General features: G+C 64.1%; 15 protein-coding genes. 12 read left to right on the top strand and 3 right to left on the bottom strand.

Going from position 1 to position 16,052, the window contains the following annotated elements; all coding sequences use genetic code 11:
* The first annotated feature begins 3 nt into the window (after positions 1-3).
* Genes DFS13_RS37085 through DFS13_RS37050 form a run of 8 tightly spaced genes read left to right on the top strand, consistent with a single transcriptional unit; the run spans position 4 to position 8,915 of the window.
* Positions 4-2,601: a hypothetical protein gene (locus tag DFS13_RS37085; RefSeq protein WP_111442823.1), complete on the top strand. Its 2,598-nt coding sequence runs from the start codon at positions 4-6 to the stop codon at positions 2,599-2,601.
* Positions 2,601-2,987, top strand: a complete 387-nt coding sequence (locus DFS13_RS37080) for a hypothetical protein (protein ID WP_111442845.1) — start codon at positions 2,601-2,603, stop codon at positions 2,985-2,987. Before DFS13_RS37085 ends, DFS13_RS37080 begins: the two co-directional genes overlap by 1 nt.
* On the top strand, positions 2,974-4,617 hold the full coding sequence (terL, locus tag DFS13_RS37075; RefSeq protein ID WP_111442822.1) for a phage terminase large subunit: 1,644 nt from the start codon (positions 2,974-2,976) through the stop codon (positions 4,615-4,617). The genes DFS13_RS37080 and terL overlap by 14 nt, the downstream gene beginning before the upstream one ends.
* A gap of 37 nt (positions 4,618-4,654) precedes the next feature.
* Positions 4,655-7,294 carry a right-handed parallel beta-helix repeat-containing protein gene (locus tag DFS13_RS37070; protein WP_111442821.1) on the top strand — a complete coding sequence of 880 codons (2,640 nt, stop codon included), beginning with the start codon at positions 4,655-4,657 and terminating at the stop codon, positions 7,292-7,294.
* Between the two features lie 23 nt (positions 7,295-7,317).
* Positions 7,318-7,653: a holin gene (locus DFS13_RS37065; RefSeq protein WP_111442820.1), complete on the top strand. Its 336-nt coding sequence runs from the start codon at positions 7,318-7,320 to the stop codon at positions 7,651-7,653.
* Complete coding sequence (locus DFS13_RS37060; protein WP_226180214.1) at positions 7,653-7,928, top strand: holin; 276 nt, start codon at positions 7,653-7,655, stop codon at positions 7,926-7,928. Before DFS13_RS37065 ends, DFS13_RS37060 begins: the two co-directional genes overlap by 1 nt.
* Positions 7,915-8,409: a glycoside hydrolase family protein gene (locus DFS13_RS37055; protein ID WP_111442819.1), complete on the top strand. Its 495-nt coding sequence runs from the start codon at positions 7,915-7,917 to the stop codon at positions 8,407-8,409. Before DFS13_RS37060 ends, DFS13_RS37055 begins: the two co-directional genes overlap by 14 nt.
* Positions 8,406-8,915 carry a DUF2514 family protein gene (locus tag DFS13_RS37050; RefSeq protein ID WP_111442818.1) on the top strand — a complete coding sequence of 170 codons (510 nt, stop codon included), beginning with the start codon at positions 8,406-8,408 and terminating at the stop codon, positions 8,913-8,915. The genes DFS13_RS37055 and DFS13_RS37050 overlap by 4 nt, the downstream gene beginning before the upstream one ends.
* Here DFS13_RS37050 and DFS13_RS37045 read toward each other — a convergent pair.
* Complete coding sequence (locus DFS13_RS37045) at positions 8,876-9,907, bottom strand: site-specific integrase (protein WP_111442817.1); 1,032 nt, start codon at positions 9,905-9,907, stop codon at positions 8,876-8,878. The genes DFS13_RS37050 and DFS13_RS37045 overlap by 40 nt on opposite strands.
* A 153-nt stretch (positions 9,908-10,060) precedes the next feature.
* Here DFS13_RS37045 and DFS13_RS37040 point away from each other — a divergent pair, with 153 nt between their 5' ends.
* The gene (locus DFS13_RS37040; protein WP_020979863.1) at positions 10,061-11,389 is read left to right on the top strand and encodes a YihY family inner membrane protein; all 1,329 of its coding nucleotides are present in this window, start codon (positions 10,061-10,063) and stop codon (positions 11,387-11,389) included.
* Between the two features lie 15 nt (positions 11,390-11,404).
* On the opposite strand, the gene DFS13_RS37035 is transcribed toward DFS13_RS37040, so the two are convergent.
* On the bottom strand, positions 11,405-11,722 hold the full coding sequence (locus DFS13_RS37035) for an Mpo1-like protein (protein ID WP_006488510.1): 318 nt from the start codon (positions 11,720-11,722) through the stop codon (positions 11,405-11,407).
* A gap of 157 nt (positions 11,723-11,879) precedes the next feature.
* Here DFS13_RS37035 and DFS13_RS37030 point away from each other — a divergent pair, with 157 nt between their 5' ends.
* From DFS13_RS37030 to aroC, 3 genes are all read left to right on the top strand, one after another.
* Positions 11,880-12,335: a CBS domain-containing protein gene (locus DFS13_RS37030; protein WP_006488504.1), complete on the top strand. Its 456-nt coding sequence runs from the start codon at positions 11,880-11,882 to the stop codon at positions 12,333-12,335.
* A 139-nt stretch (positions 12,336-12,474) separates the two neighbouring features.
* Positions 12,475-14,409: an MFS transporter gene (locus tag DFS13_RS37025; protein ID WP_006497738.1), complete on the top strand. Its 1,935-nt coding sequence runs from the start codon at positions 12,475-12,477 to the stop codon at positions 14,407-14,409.
* Between the two features lie 288 nt (positions 14,410-14,697).
* Complete coding sequence (gene aroC / locus DFS13_RS37020; RefSeq protein ID WP_006488506.1) at positions 14,698-15,798, top strand: chorismate synthase; 1,101 nt, start codon at positions 14,698-14,700, stop codon at positions 15,796-15,798.
* Positions 15,799-15,948: 150 nt separating this feature from the next.
* Here aroC and DFS13_RS37015 read toward each other — a convergent pair.
* Positions 15,949-16,052, bottom strand: a 104-nt coding sequence (locus DFS13_RS37015) for a 4Fe-4S dicluster domain-containing protein (RefSeq protein ID WP_146610023.1), incomplete at its 5' end; no start/stop codon positions are given.

Raw genomic sequence — 16,052 nt, 5'->3', positions numbered from 1 at the left:
TCCATGCACGCAAAATGCGCAGCGGCGGTCGCTCAGGCGGCCGGCCGCGATCTGACGAAGGCCGAACTCGACGGCATCGAGAACCGCGTGCGCGCCGGTATGCGCGCCGTGTCGCGGCAAGACCCGGCCGCCTGGCGGTCGATGACCGAGGCCGACCGCGTGCAGGCCGGCGCCGAGTGGGCACGGCAGCAGCTCGAAAGCGAAGCGAACCTCGACAAGGCGCGCAAGCAGCTGCAGATCGCCAAGCAGATCGAAACGACCGACCGGATTCAGGAAGCGTTGTATGCCGACCCCGAACGCGCACATGCGAAGCGCGCGCGAGAGAAGGCGGTCAAATCGGACATCGAGCGCACGTACGAGCTGGCGGGCGGCATCAAGGCCGACTACATGCGGCAGACGATGGACGCGATCGAGGCGATGAAGCACGGTCAGAATTTCCTCGCGCGCGCGTTCGACGTCGACAATCCGGCGATGGAACGCGACATCATTCGCGAGATCTACCGCGGCGCCGACGGCTCAACCGGAAACGAGGTTGCGAAGGCGGCCGCCGAGCAGATCAGCGGCACGTCGAATGCGATGCGCGAGCGCTTCAACCGGGCGGGCGGCAACGTCGGCCAGCTCGACTACGGCTATGTGCCGATCCGCCACTCGCAGGCGAAGATCCTCGGTAACGGATCCGACGCCGCGCGGCACGCGTGGGCCGACTTCGTGCTGCCCCGTCTCGACCGCTCGCAGTATCTGGACGACGCCGGCAATCCGCTTGACGATGCTGCGCTGCGCCGCGTGCTGACCGGCGAGGACCGCGAAGCGTGGGAAGCGCGCAACATCGCCGCGCGTGGCATGGGCGTTGAGCCGCGCAAGCAGGGCGTCTGGGACACGATCGCGTACGGCGGCGTCAACAAGATCGTGCCCGGCGAGACGACCGGCGGCGCCGCGCGCGCGAATGCCGGCTCGCAGCACCGCGTGCTTCACTTCCAGAACGCCGACGCGCACATCGAGTACAACCGCACGTACGGCGAGGGCTCGCTCCTGAATGCACTGATCGACCACGTCGGCGGCATGTCGAAGAACATCGCACTCGTCGAGCGCTACGGTCCGAACCCGACGCGCAACATGCGCACGCAGATGCAGCTGACCGCTCTGCACGACAATACGGAAATGCGCACGCTCGAAGGCGGCATGACGTCGATCGGTGCGTACTGGAACTACGTGACCGGCGCGACCAACACGCCCGTCAATCCGGCGCTCGCGCGCAAGATGGAGACGATCCGTACCACGGTCAGCGCGATCAAGCTTCAGAGCACGATTCTCGCCGCACTCGGAGACGTCGGCACGATGTTCGTCACGGCCGGATACAACCGCGTGCCGTTCTTCAAGACGCTCGGCACGGCAACGCGACTGATGGCGCCTGGATCGAAGGATTACCGCGGGTGGCTCACGTCGCAGGGGCTGATCGCCGAAACCCTGGAGCACGGTCTGAATCGGTGGGGCACTGACCACCTTGCGACGACGTGGGCGAAATGGCTTTCGGCACAGACGATGAAATTCGGCGGTGTCACAGGCTGGACGGATGCGATGCGCACCGCGTTCCAGGCGCAGATGATGCGCGGCCTCGCCGAGATCGGTGGTACGGAGTGGGGCAAGCTCACCGAGTGGGATCGGCGATCGCTGACGCGCTCCGGCATCACGGAAGACGACTGGGCGCTCGTGAATCGCGCCACGCCGGGCGAGTACAACGGATCGAAGTACCTGACGCCGGACGCACTGTACGGAACCGGTGATGCGCGCGCCGCCGACGTTGTGCCGAAGTTGCTCGGCATGATCCGCGACGAAGGCGAATTCGCGGTGCTGAATCCAGATCTGCGCACGAAGGTGCTCGCTGCGGCGTCACCCGGAACCCTGCAAGGCGAATTGCAGAAGACGTTCCTGCAGTTCAAGTCGTTCCCGCTCGCGATGATCTCTCGGCACTGGGGGCGCATCGGCGAAATGCGGCGTTCGGGCGACTACCGTGTCGAGGGCGCACCGACGCTCGCGAGCCCGATGGCGTACGGTGCAGCTCTCGTCGTCAGCACAACGCTGCTCGGCGCGATGGCTGTCCAGTTGCAAAATCTGCTACTCGGCAAGGACCCTGAGCCGATGGCAGACGACGTGAAGCATGGGGGTGGATTCTGGTTCCGGGCATTTACGAAGGGGGGCGGCGCTGGATTCGCCGGGGACATGCTTTCCGCTATGCTCACCGGCAAGAATCCGGCAGAAGCGGTAGGCAGCGTTGTTGGCGGCCCGCTGGTTTCGACCGCTATTCAGGCAGTAACGCCGTTCTCGGATAACGCGATGGCGGCGGCTGAAGGAAAGGACACCCATCTATCTGCCGACCTGCTGAAGGTCGCGCAGTCGAATATGCCGCTCGTGAATCTCTGGTTCTGGAAAACGGTGTGGAACCGGCTGATCTGGGACAACATCGCCGAGAACCTGTCGCCTGGCGTGACATCGCGTAACGTGGCGAAGTCGCGCCAGCAATACCACAATGACTACTTCTGGGAGCCGGGCACGAGCGCACCGCAGCGTGCTCCGGATCTCGCGAACGCGTTTCAGGGGGGATGATGCGGCAGGATCAATACGAGCGTTTGCAGGCGCTGTCGGAGAAGCTGACCGACGTGTTTCTCGACGAAGCCGATCCGGAAGGCTGGCCGGGCGCGGGCGTCGCACTCGCGGCGATGGACAAGGCGACGCGCGGCGACCGCTACTGGTCGAAGAAGAACGCGGCCGCGACGGTGATGCTGATTGGCCGCGTGCACTCGCTGGTGAGCGTGATCCAGCTTGCGAGCAAGGGTGGCGACGGCGCGGCCGCTGGCGGGGTGAGCGAGACCGAGGCCGAACTCGACGCGGAGGTTGCTGCTGCCGAGAAAGAGGCCGAGCGGCTGCTCGACCAGGTGCAGCAGCGCGCGCGGAAAGCAGAGTTCGATAAGCGCGCGCATGGAAAATCGTAAGGTCGGGTTCCTCGCCTTTTTCCTGATGTGGGCGAAGCAGCAGGGCTGGAAGGTTCCTCTGCTGCACGTCCGGGTCTGCCACTGGCTGGAGACCTGCGATGACCCCGTGCGCGTGCTGCAGGTGTTCCGCGGTGCGGCAAAGTCGACCATCTACGCCGTGTTCAAGGCGTGGTGCCTGTACTGCGATCCGAATCTGCGCTCGCTGATCTGGTCGGCCGACGGCCCGCTGTCGAAGAAGCTCACCCGCGACGTGATCAACGTGCTGCGCCGGCACCCGCTGTGCGCGGGCATCCTGCCGACGAAGCCCGGTGCGCAGATGTTCTGGGTGAACGGCGCGAATGATCCGCGCAATGCCAGCATGACGGCCGTCGGCGTCGACCAGAACGTGACGTCTGCGCGCGCGGACAGCATCGACTACGACGACGTCGAGGTGCCGAAGAACATCCGTACGCCCGAGGCGCGCGAGAACCTGCGGCTGAAGATTCAGGAGGCGACCTTCATCCTCGTGCCCGGTGGCCAGGAGACGTACATCGGCACGCCGCACACGCACGACTCGATCTATCCTGAGCTGATCGCGGCCGGCGCCGCGTCACTGAAGATCCCGCTGTTCGAGGCCGGCGTACGGTACGAGGACACGTCATCGGAGACGCGCTACCGGTTCGACTTCACGCCCGGCGACGACGGTCTGTACGTGATGGCCGGCATCTTTAAGCATGCGCGCCTGCTGCGCGAGGGCGTCGATTACCGCGTCGAGGGGCACGAGATCGTCTTCTCGCGGCCGCCCGGCACGGTGATCGACATCTACGCGCATTGTGCGTGGCCTGAGCGCTTCACGCGCGACGACATCGAGAAGCGCCGCAAGAAGTGCCGCACGCTCAACTACTGGGATTCGCAGTACCAACTTGAGGCGAAGCCGCTCACCGAGGTCCGGCTCGATCCCGAAAAGCTTCGGCCGTACAACGTGCACCCGATCGTCGAGCGAGCGAACCACGAAATGCGCATGATGCTCGGCGGCACGCGCATCGTCAGCGCGCGCGCGTACTGGGATTGCGCGACGGGCAAGGTCGGCAGCGACGACTCGGCGTTTTCTCTGGTACTCGACGATGCGGCCGGAAACTATTACTGGCACGTCGCTCAGGCGATGCTCGGCGAGTTCGCCGAATTTTCGAGCGGCGAGAACTCGAAGATCACCGGTGGCCAGGTCATGCAGGTATGTGATCTGGTCGAGCGCTTCGCTATCCCGCTGATCTACGTCGAAACGAACGGTGTCGGCTCGTTCGTGCCGCAGCTGCTGCGTAAGGCTCTGCGCCAGCGAAAGCTTGTGTGCGGCGTGAAGGATACCGCGGCGACCGTCAACAAGAACGAGAAGATCCTCGCGGGCATCGAGCCGCCGCTGAAGTCGGGCGTCCTCTGGGCACACGTCGATGTGCTCGACAGTCCAGTATGGGACCAGATGCAGTCCTTCAACCCGTTAGTGAAACGGCAGCCCGACGATTTCATCGACTCGGGCGCATCCGCGATCCTCGAAAGCCCGGTGCGTATTGGCCGGATAGTCGGGAATCCGACAGCCCCTGAGGGGCACGATTGGCGTCCATCAGTGGGCGTCCATGAGGTGACGCTCGAAGTGTAGCGCCGCGCCGCGGCGCCTTCCGTAGAGAGGTTGCCGCGTGACCGTCCCCGTCCAAAATCCGAGCATTTCATACGTCGGGAACGGCGCAACTAAAGCGTTCGCCTTCCCGTTCGCGATTCTCGAAAGTGCTGACCTTGTCGTCCTGGTAGACGATGCCGAGCAGAACGTCGGTGTGCAGTACACGATCGACGGTATCGGTGAGTCATCAGGCGGAACCGTGACTTTCGCATCTGCCCCTTTGGCCGGCTCGATCATCACGATTTATCGCGAGATCTCGATCGAGCGCGACACCGACTATCAGGACAACGGCGACCTTCTCGCCGATACGGTGAATGCTGATTTCGACCGGATCTGGATGGCGATTCAAGACGGTAATTTCGGGTTGTCGCATGCAGTGCGTGCGCCGCGCTCCGATATCAATCCGAAAATGACGCTGCCGTCGGCGGCCGCGCGCGCGAATAAGGCGCTCGGATTCGACAATGCGGGCAATCCGTTCGCAATCGATCTGACCATCGGCTCGGTGCTCACGCCGGTACTGCACAGCATTGCAATGCTGCGCCTTGTTTCGAAGCTGTTTGCGACAGACGTTTTTGTTGTTGGGTATCACGAAGCAGGAGACGGCGGCGGCGGCGCCTACTATCTTGATCCATCCGACCATTCGAGCGACGACAACAGTGGGACAGTCATCGTCGCGTTCGATGGTGGGCGCTGGAAACGTGCCAAGACCTTACCGATCGGACCTGAAACTTTTGGGGCGGTGGGCGATGGTATTGCTGACGATACGGCAGCCTGGAACGCCCTGATTGAAGTGGTGAACGTTGAAGGTCTGACTACGATTTCCTGCCGAGGAACGGCGAAGTATTTCGTCGGACCGCTCGACCCAGTGATTCGCTCTGACGTCAATATTTTCGGAAATGGCGCGGCGATCATCGTCAAGCCGAATATGTGGATGACGTCCGGCATTGGGACCACGCATCTCGACTTCAGTGGTGCAACGCGTCTCAGCGTAAAGGATTTGACGATCGACGGTAATCAGATGGCGTTTACTATCGGCACAACACCAATTGGCGTGTGCTTTTTGCTCGGTAGTGATCCTCGCCTCGAAAACGTCAACGTCATCAATAGCGCACACCAAGGTGTACGCCAAAACCTGAGCGGCGTGTCTGGAACCTACGCTGGCACTTTCGTGAAGTGCCACTTCGATGACAACGCAAATCTCGGACTGGAATTGAATCGATCGCAGTATGGGAGTTTTACCGGCTGTACGTTCCGGAGAAACGGGTACGGTTTCCAGAGGAAGCGTCCGGGGCCGTCTAGTATGAACGCCTATACCGTGGCCTTCGGTGCAGCTCTACGTTACCGCACGCATCACATCACGTTCAACGACTGTGAGTTCCTGGACAATGGTCGTGAGGGCTGCAACGTCAATCAGGGTTCATACGCGATCAAGTTCTGCGTGTCGCAGGCAATGCGCAATGGTGACGGCGGTTTCACCATCGCGAGCGATCAGTTACATACAGGTTTGCCGGGCGATGGTGAGGCATGCTACGACATCGAATACATCGGTTGCGAAGCGGCCGGCAACTACACGGGCGGCCTTGTCGCGTACGACACTGCGCACAACGTCAGCGTGATTGGTGGTCGCTACTACAACAATGGAATGGTGGCGGGTGATATCCCGATCGCAACCAGCTACTACAACGGCATCTATTTCGCGAGTGGTTCGACCGGGATTAACGTTGATGCGAAGGTATATGACGATCGGCAGTTGTGGAAAATTTCTGCGGTGTCGGTGTCAGGTCAGAACGCAGTGCTTACTGTTCCGAACTGGGTTGCAGGCGCTATGTCGACCTACTGGAAGGTCGCGGTATACGACGCATTTTTCACCTTCCTCGGTTACGGGATTATCAGCGCGGAATCGAATGGCGTCGTCACGATCCATTCGACCCCGAACGATGGTGTTTCTATCGGTTCGATCGCAGCGACTCAGTATGTGACTCAACGGGTTCAGCACAACGGTGTTCTCACGGACAACAATTGTGACGGTGAGATTCATGTGGACGGATTCGGGTTCAATCCGGGGCCGACCGGGCTCAATCTGACCGGATATCCTGTCATGTCCGGGAGCTTCAACGATAGCCAGAATATCCGCCTGCCGAAGGCGCATCGAGATCCTAACCAGCTGTTGCTCAATCCGACCTTTGATGCGGATCTGTCAAATTGGACCTTCAGCACGCCTGGCGGCGGCTCGGCCGTTCGTAACACGAGCAATACCGGCGGACTGCATACGCGATCGCCTGGATCACTGGAACTCGTAGCCGGCTCGAGCCCAGCGTTTGGCGATGCAACGCTGACGCCCAGCGCAGAACTTTACGTCGATGGTCAGTGGGTCGAATGCCGCGCATGGGTATGGGCCAACGGTGCGGGAACGGCATCGATATCACTGTTTTGGGGCTCCAATCCATTCAGCACGGTAGTCAGCCATCCGGGCGGCGGTCGTTGGCGGCTGCTCACGATTTGTGCATTCATCCCCCCGGGATCGCCGAATCTCATTTTCAGAGTTGGTGCGAGCATTGGCGAGTCGGTTTTTTTCGACAATCTCGATATGCGAGTGGTCTATTTGGATTCGGACAACCGGAATTATTCGCCGATCTCCAGATATTTGCCGCTCGATTAACACAATGGCGAGGGTGCTCAACAATGGCTGAACCAACAACCAGCCTCGCGGCGGCCGCCAGCGCGCTGCTCGTGAAGATCGTGCCGGGTGCTGTCGGATCGCTGATCGCACTGCGCTTCATCGGTGATGGCCTGACCGGGCGACAGAAAGCCGTGTCTTTCCTGTCCGGTGCCGCGATCGCGTACTACGGCGGCCCGGCCGCCGTGTCTTGGTTCGCGATCACCGACAGCGGCGCGCAGCAGGCGATAGGTTTTCTGGTCGGGCTGTTCGGCCTGGCCGTCACGAAAGAGCTATTCAAAGAAATCAACAACGCAGACTTCATCGGGGCCTTGAAACGACGCATCTTCGGAGGTCCGTGATGGTCACGATTTTCGTTTTCGCAAACCTTATCATCCTCGCGTTTTGCATCTGGATCGCAGTCACCGACGCGATCGCGACTGGGTGGTGGGGCACGGTCGGCTTCTCGATCGTCGGTATCTCGGCCGCCGTCAACGTGCTGAAGCCGATCCGCATGCTGCCCGTGATCGACCTGCCCGAGACCATGATGACGGTCGGCACGGCGATCGTGTGCCTGTGGGTGATGGGGCGCAAGGCTTACTGGTGGACGAAGGGGCACAACCATGGCACGCATTGACGCAGCCGCCGCGGGCGGCAAAAACCGCATCGCGTTCCTCGACACGATTGCCGCGAGCGAGATCGGCGCCGCGCTGCTCGCGAAGTCCGATGACGGGTACAACGTGCTCGTCGGCTCGACGCCGGCGCGGCCACTGCTGTTCTCCAGCTACGCAGCGCACCCGAACGTGCTCAACCGCAACATCCCTGTTCCGTCGACGGCGGCCGGCCGCTACCAGATCCTGTACCGCTGGTGGCGCATCTACCAGGCACAGCTGCAGTTGCCCGACTTTGGCCCGGTATCGCAGGACCGTTATGCGCTGCAGCAGCTGCGCGAGCGTGGCGCGCTGCCGTTGATCGATGCGGGCCGTTTCCGCGAGGCGGTCGCGAAGGTGTCGAACGTATGGGCCAGCCTGCCCGGCGCGGGCTACGGGCAGCACGAGAACGAAATCGAGCGCTTGCTCGCCGCGTACCAGACGGCCGGTGGCCAGGTGGCGGCATGACGATCCTCGACCCGCGCCTCTGGCTGGCCTTCATCGCGTCGCTCGCGATCACGGCCGGTGGCTGCTACTTCAAGGGGCACGCCGACGGCGTGCGAGCGACAACCGTCGCCGCGCAGAAGGATCAGGCCAAAGCTGTTGCGGCAGCGCGCGCCGAAGAACAACGCCGCACCGCGGCGCAATCGGAGATCGCCAACAATGCGAACCAACAACGCACTGCCGCGCTCGCGGATGCTTTTGCTGCTCGTGCTGCCGCTGGCAGCCTGCAGCAGCGTGTCGACCAGCTCGTCGCAGCCGCCCGCAATCCCACCGCTACCGCCGGAAGCCCGCCAACCGGCGACGCCCTCGATCTGCTTGCCGACGTGCTCGGCCGGGCTGACGAGCGCGCGGGCGAGCTGGCAGAGTACGCTGACCGCGCCCGCATCGCCGGCCAGCAGTGCGAGCGCGACTACGACGCGCTGATCGCTGGTCAGAGCCGAGCCGCAATGTCCTCGGCTGTTTCCCGATAGTAGACCCGCTGCAGGATGCGCAGATCCTGATGGCCGCTGATCTTCGCGAGGGTCATCACGTCGACGCGCTTCGCGAATCTGGTCAGCGCCTCGGCGCGTGAGTCGTGGAAATGTAGGTCGTCGATCAGCAGGAAGTCGCGAGCCTTGCGGAACAGCATATCGAGCGTCGCCGATGACACCGTGAAACACCGCTCGCGGTCGGCCACGGTGCGTAGCAGGCGCAATGCCTGCCGCGATAGCGGAACCTGCCGTGGCTTTCCCGTCTTGTATTGCATCTTGTGCTCGACCGTGGCGACCCGCTTCTCCATGTTCAGCTTGCTGCGGCCCAGATTCAGGATCTCGCCGGCACGCATGGCGGTGCGCAGCGCAATCATGAAGATCAGCGCGACCTCCTGGCTCTTTGTCTCGGGCGGCTGGCCGCTCACATAGCCAAGGCGACGGCACAGGCGCCAGACCTCGATAGGGGCGATGCGGCGCTCGCGCGGTGGGTTCTGGCCCGGCTGTCGCATGCCGTCAAACGGGTTGTGATCCAACCACTTCCATTCCTTGCGTGCGATCCCGAAGGCGGCATTCATCCACGCGATGTCGCGCTGGACGGTTGAGCGCGTCACGGCTTCGGCTTCCTCGCCGTTCGGCCGGATGTATCCACCCTTCAGGCGATCGTCGCGCCATCGCCCGAGAATCGCCGAATCGACCTGGTCGAGCGTAAGATTGGCGATGTCAGGGAATTCCCTTATGAACGCCTTGATGCGAGCCGTTTCCTCGATCGCACCGCGCTTCGTTTCGGATACGTCCGACGAATATTTAGCGAACAGCTCGCCGACCGTGTGCCGCTGTGCGGGGGAGAGCGTTTCCTGCTCACGCAGCGCAGTCTCGCGCGCGCCGGCCCATGCTTCCGCTTCGCGCTTCGTTCGGAATATCCTAGACTCGCGGGTGCCTCGCACGTATACCTGCGCGCGCCACTGCGTCTTGTGCTTGGTGATAGATGCCATGCGTAGAGCCGTGTGTAATGAATGGGGAGACGAATGCAAGAATTCTCCGGAAGAACCGGAATTCTACACTGTTCATCCATACAGGCCGGCGAAAGCAAGGCACTGTTTTCAAACGATTTCCATAACGGACTGAAATAGGAAGAAACCCGCTTTATGCCGAAGTTGAGCGTCGATCTCGACACCATCAAGCGCCTCGCGCAGTTCGCGGCCCGGCGCAGCGCCGAGGACCGGATCCCGCAGGTGGCGGGCAGCCTGACCTTCACGACGATGCTGGCCATCGTGCCGCTCGTGACGGTCGCGTTCGCACTGTTCACCGCGTTCCCGATGTTCGCGTCGTTCCAGATCTCGCTGCAGGGGTTCCTCGCGGATCACCTGATGCCAGCGCAGTTCAACATCCAGATCTTCAAGTACCTGAACCAGTTCGCGTCGAAGGCCAAGGGGCTGACGACGGCCGGCCTGATCGTGCTCGTCGTCACGTCGGTGATGACGATGATGACGATCGAATCGGCGTTCAACCTGATCTGGCGCGTGCGCAAGCCGCGGCCGTTCGCGCAGCGCGTGCTCGCGTACTGGGCGCTGATCACGCTCGGGCCCTTGCTGTTCGGCGTGAGCCTGTCGATCTCGTCGTACCTGTTCACGCAGTCGCTCGCGTTCACCGGCGCGGGGCCGTCCACGTCGATCGTCGAGTGGCTGCTCGCGCTCGCGTCGCTGCCGTTGACGGTGCTCGCGTTCACGCTGCTGTACGTGTACCTGCCGAACTGCGCGGTCGCATGGCGCGACGCGGTGATCGGCGGGCTGTTCGCGGCCATCGCGTTCGAACTCGCGAAGCGCGGCTTCGGCTACTACGTGCGGCGCATTCCGACCTATACGGCCGTGTACGGCGCGTTCGCGGCGCTGCCGGTGTTCCTGCTGTGGGTGTATTTGAGCTGGTTCATCGCGCTGCTCGGCGCGATGGTGGCGTCGGCGCTGCCGGCGATTCGCGTCGGGCAATTCCACCGCATCCACTATCCGGGCAGCGACCTGCTCGACGCGCTGGAGCTGCTCGCGCGGCTGGCCGAAGCGCGCGCGGCCGGCAAGCGCGGCTACACGGCGATGCGGCTCGCGACGATGCTGCGCTGCGACATGGAAACCGCGCAGCGGCTGCTGACGACGATGGAGGAGCGCGAATGGGTCGCGCGGCTCGACGGCGGCGGCGAGAGTACGCCGCGCTACATCCTGCTCGCGAATCCGGAGCAGTTGACGCTCGCGCAGTTGTTCGACGTGCTGGTGATCGATCGCACCGAGCTGACCTACCAACTCCAGCGACGCCGCAGCCACGTCGACGGGGCCGCGCTGCTCGACGTGCTGTCGAACGACCGGTTCGACGTGACGCTCGCGTCGCTGATCGCCGCGCACCGGCTGGCGGGCGCGCACCCGGCCGGCAGCGCCGGTCCGGCGCCGGGCGTGGCCGATCCGCACGCGCGACCGCCGCGGCCTGCCTGAAGGCGGGCCCGGCGGCTACAGCGGGATCTTGCCGGTGCAGATGTCCTTGAACATCACCCAGTCGCCCATCAGGCTGTAGATCGGGTGCCGGAACGTGGCCGGGCGGTTCTTCTCGAAGAAGAAGTGCCCGACCCACGCGAACCCGTAGCCGCAGACGACCGCGGCCGGCAGCCACAGCCAGTAGCCGGTCGCGACCGCCATCGCCACGCAGCCGATCACGCCGAGCGAGCCGATGAAGTGCAGCCGCCGCGACGTGAGATTCTGGTGCTCGTTCAGGTAATACGGGTAGAAATCAGCGAAGCTGGCGAATTGCTCCGTATGCGTATGCGCCATGGCCGTCTCCTCGGGCCGCTGTTCATGCGGCCATTGTGCGGCCGGCGGCCGGCGTCCGCAAGCGGCGGCGGGCCGCCGCGCCGGCCCGTGCTTTCCTTTTGACAGGCTTTCCGATAGGATCGAAAGAGATTTTGCATTCAAGCATGAGGGGACTACGATGCGCGTCAGCGATATTCTGAAAGTGAAGGGCAACACGCTGTTTACGGTGACGCCCGATAAGCCGCTGCGCGAAGCGGTCGATACGATGGCCGAACACGACATCGGTTCGCTCGTCGTGATGGAGTACGGCGATCTCGTCGGCATGCTGACGTTTCGCGAGATCATCCTGCGCCTGCACGTGAACGGCGGCGCGATCGGCGACGTGCAGGTGCGCAAGGTGATGGACGAGCCGCTCACCTGCACGCCGGAAACGGACGTCAACGAAGTGCGCCGGATGATGCTCGAGCGTCACGCACGCTACATGCCGGTGCTCGACAAGAAGGTGCTGATGGGCGTCATTTCGTTCTACGACGTCGCGAAGACGGTCGTCGAGGCGCAGAGCTTCGAGAACCGGATGCTGAAGGCGTACATCCGCGACTGGCCGGAATCGGAAGCCGAAGCGCACAAACCGTGAATCGCGTCGCGCCCGGCACGTCGATGCATGGGCGCCGCCATCCGGCACGCGGCGGCGCAGGCATGTCCTGCGCCGCCGTTTTTTCAACGACAACACGAGGCCCGCGCAGCATCGCCCAGACGACGCGCGCGCATTCCGCATGAGCGATCACACGCAAGCCACTTCGGGGCGGCGCGACGAACGGCGCGCCCACGCATCGCAGTTCGACCTGCTGCGCGAGCGCCGCTTCGCGCCGTTCTTCACGACCCAGTTCCTCGGCGCGCTGAACGACAACGTCTTCAAGATCGGGTTCACGTCGCTCGTCACGTATCACACCGCGCGGTTCTCCGGCGTCGATGCGAAGACGGCCGCATTCCTGATTTCCGCGATCTTCATCCTGCCGTTCGTGCTGTTCTCGGCGACGTCCGGCCAGATCGCCGACAAATACGACAAGGCGACCCTCACGCGCTTCGTGAAGACCTTCGAGATCGTGCTGATGCTGGTCGGCGCGGCCGGCTTCGTCACGCACAGCGCGACGCTGCTGTATCTGTGCACGTTCATGATGGGGATGCACTCGACGCTGTTCGGACCCGTCAAGTATTCGTACCTGCCGCAGCATCTCGGTGAGCACGAGCTGGTCGGCGGCAACGGGCTCGTCGAGATGGGCACGTTCATCGCGATCCTGATCGGCACGATCATCGGCGGCGCGGCGGCCGGCATCGAAGGCAGCGGCGAGCGCGTGCTCGCGGTGAGCGTCGTCGTCATCGCGCTGGCGGGGCGGCTCGTCGCGCAGCGCGTGCCGTCGACGCCCGCGCCGCAGCCGGACCTCGTGATCAACTGGAACCCGATCAGCGAGACCTGGCGCAACCTCGGGCTCGCGCGCCAGAACCGCACGGTGTTCCTGAGCCTGCTCGGCATCTCGTGGCTGTGGTTCGTCGGCGCGACGTTCCTCACGTCGTTCTTCAATTTCGCGAAGGACGTGCTGTCCGCGAGCCCCGACGTCGTCACGATCCTGCTCGCGACGTTCTCGGTCGGCATCGGCCTCGGTTCGCTCCTGTGCGAGCGGCTGTCGCAGCGGCGCGTCGAGATCGGCCTCGTGCCGCTCGGCTCGATCGGCATCAGCGTGTTCGCGATCGAACTGTATTTCGCGAGCCACGCGCTGCCGTCACCCGGCCATCTGCTGTCGGTCGGCGAATTCCTGGCCGGCGCGCGCCACTGGCGCATCCTTGCCGACCTGTTCCTGCTCGCGATGTTCGGCGGTTTCTACAGCGTGCCGCTGTACGCGCTGATCCAGAGCCGCAGCGCGCCGACGCACCGCGCGCGGATCATCGCCGCGAACAACATCCTGAACGCGCTGTTCATGATCCTGTCGGCCGTGATGGCGATGGGGTTGACCAAGGCCGGGGTCGACATTCCGGGGCTGTTCCTCGTCACTGCGCTATTGAACGTCGTAGTCGCGACGTATATCTACCTGCTCGTGCCCGAGTTCCTGCTGCGCTTCGTCGCGTGGGTGCTCGTACATACGTTCTACCGGATCCGCCTCGTGCACGCGGAACGGATTCCGGCGGAAGGGGCGGCGGTGCTCGTGTGCAATCACGTCAGCTACGTCGATGCGCTCGTGCTGGCCGCCGCGAGCCCGCGGCCGATTCGCTTCGTGATGGATCACCGGATCTTCAAGACGCGTTTCGCGAGCTGGGTATTCCGGCATGCGAAGGCGATCCCGATCGCGCCGCGCCACGAGGATCCCGCGATGCTCGCGCGGGCGTACGACCTGTGCGAGGCCGCGCTGAAGGACGGCGAGCTCGTGTGCATCTTCCCCGAGGGCAAGCTGACGAAGACGGGCGACATCAACACGTTCCATCACGGCATCACCGAGATCCTGAGCCGCACGCCGGCGCCGGTGATCCCGATGGCGCTGCGCGGGCTGTGGGGCAGTTATTTTTCGCGACATGCCGATGCGCGGATGCCGCGCCCCATCAAGCGCGGCGTGATGAGCCGGCTGACGCTCGCGGTCGGCGAACCGATCCCGGCGTCGGTGGCGACGCCCGAGGCGCTGCAGGCGGCGGTGACCGAGCTGCGCGGCGCGCGGAAGTAGGCGGGCGCCGAGCCCGGCGCGGAATGATCGATCCGCGCGCCGGGCCGGGATGGGCGCCGCGGTTCGGCGGCTCCCGCGCGTAACACCGAGGGCCTGCGATCGCCGTACCGCGTTGCCTCTGCCCTTATCCGCGCCGGCCCGTGTGGTCTGAACGGTTCACGCGGCCCGCGGGCCCGGGACGGCTGGCATAATAGCGGTTTACCTCTTTTTCTCGACCGGCAAACGATCGACCTGCCCGCGGCCCCGGCAGCGCATCGGTTTGCCCATTTCTCTTTGGGCGGTTCCATCATGTCCGGCAATACCCTCGGCACGCTTTTCACTGTCACGACCTTCGGCGAATCGCACGGTCCCGCGATCGGCTGCGTGATCGACGGCTGCCCGCCGGGGATGGGGCTGACCGAAGCCGACATCCAGGTCGAGCTCGACCGCCGCAAGCCGGGCACGTCGCGGCACGTGACGCAGCGGCAGGAGGCCGACGAGGTCGAGATCCTGTCGGGCGTGTTCGAGGGCGTGACGACCGGCACGCCGATCGCGCTGCTGATCCGCAACACCGACCAGCGCAGCAAGGATTACGGCAACATCGTCGAGACCTTCCGTCCCGGCCACGCGGACTACACCTACTGGCAGAAATACGGCATCCGCGACTACCGCGGCGGCGGCCGCTCGTCCGCGCGCCTGACCGCGCCGATCGTCGGCGCCGGCGCGGTCGCGAAGAAGTGGCTGCGCGAGCGCTTCGGGGTCGAGGTGCGCGGCTACATGAGCGGCCTCGGCGAAATCGACGTGCCGTTCGTCGACTGGTCGCACGTGCACGAGAACCCGTTCTTCTCGCCGAATGCAGCGGTCGTGCCGGAACTCGAAGCGTACATGGATGCGCTGCGCAAGGAGGGCGATTCGATCGGCGCGCGCATCGACGTCGTCGCGTCGGGCGTGCCGGTCGGCTGGGGCGAGCCGGTGTTCGACCGGCTCGATGCCGATATCGCGAAGGCGATGATGAGCATCAACGCGGTGAAGGGCGTCGAGATCGGCGCGGGCTTCGACAGCGTCGCGCAGCGCGGCTCGGTGCACGGCGACGAACTGACGCCGGCCGGTTTCGTCGGCAACCACGCGGGCGGTGTGCTCGGCGGGATTTCGACGGGGCAGGACATCACCGTGTCGATCGCGATCAAGCCGACCTCGAGCATCCGCACGCCGCGCCGCTCGATCACGAAGTCCGGGGAAGAGGCGACCGTCGAAACCTTCGGTCGCCACGATCCGTGCGTCGGCATTCGCGCGACGCCGATCGCGGAATCGATGCTCGCGCTGGTGCTGATCGACCATGCGTTGCGCCATCGTGCGCAGTGCGGCGACGTCGAGACGCCCACGCCGAAGATCGCCGGCAGCGCGACCTGATACAAAGCAGGGGAGGCGCGGAGGCGCCTCGCCTGGTGGCCTGCCCAGCATGCAAAACGGGGCGCTGCTTCAAGCAGCGCCCCGTTTCGTTTGTGGCGGTGTGCCATGTCCCAAAAAAACGCGCCGCTCGTGGCGGCGCGTTCCGGCAGGTTACATGTTCGGGTAATTCGGCCCGCCGCCGCCTTCCGGCGTGACCCACACGATGTTCTGCGTCGGGTCCTTGATGTCGCAGGTCTTGCAGTGCACGCAGTTCT

This window comes from Burkholderia sp. 28_3, assembly GCF_003253915.1.
Taxonomy (GTDB): Bacteria; Pseudomonadota; Gammaproteobacteria; order Burkholderiales; family Burkholderiaceae; genus Burkholderia; species Burkholderia cenocepacia.
This window is presented reverse-complemented; position numbering and strand designations above follow the sequence as displayed.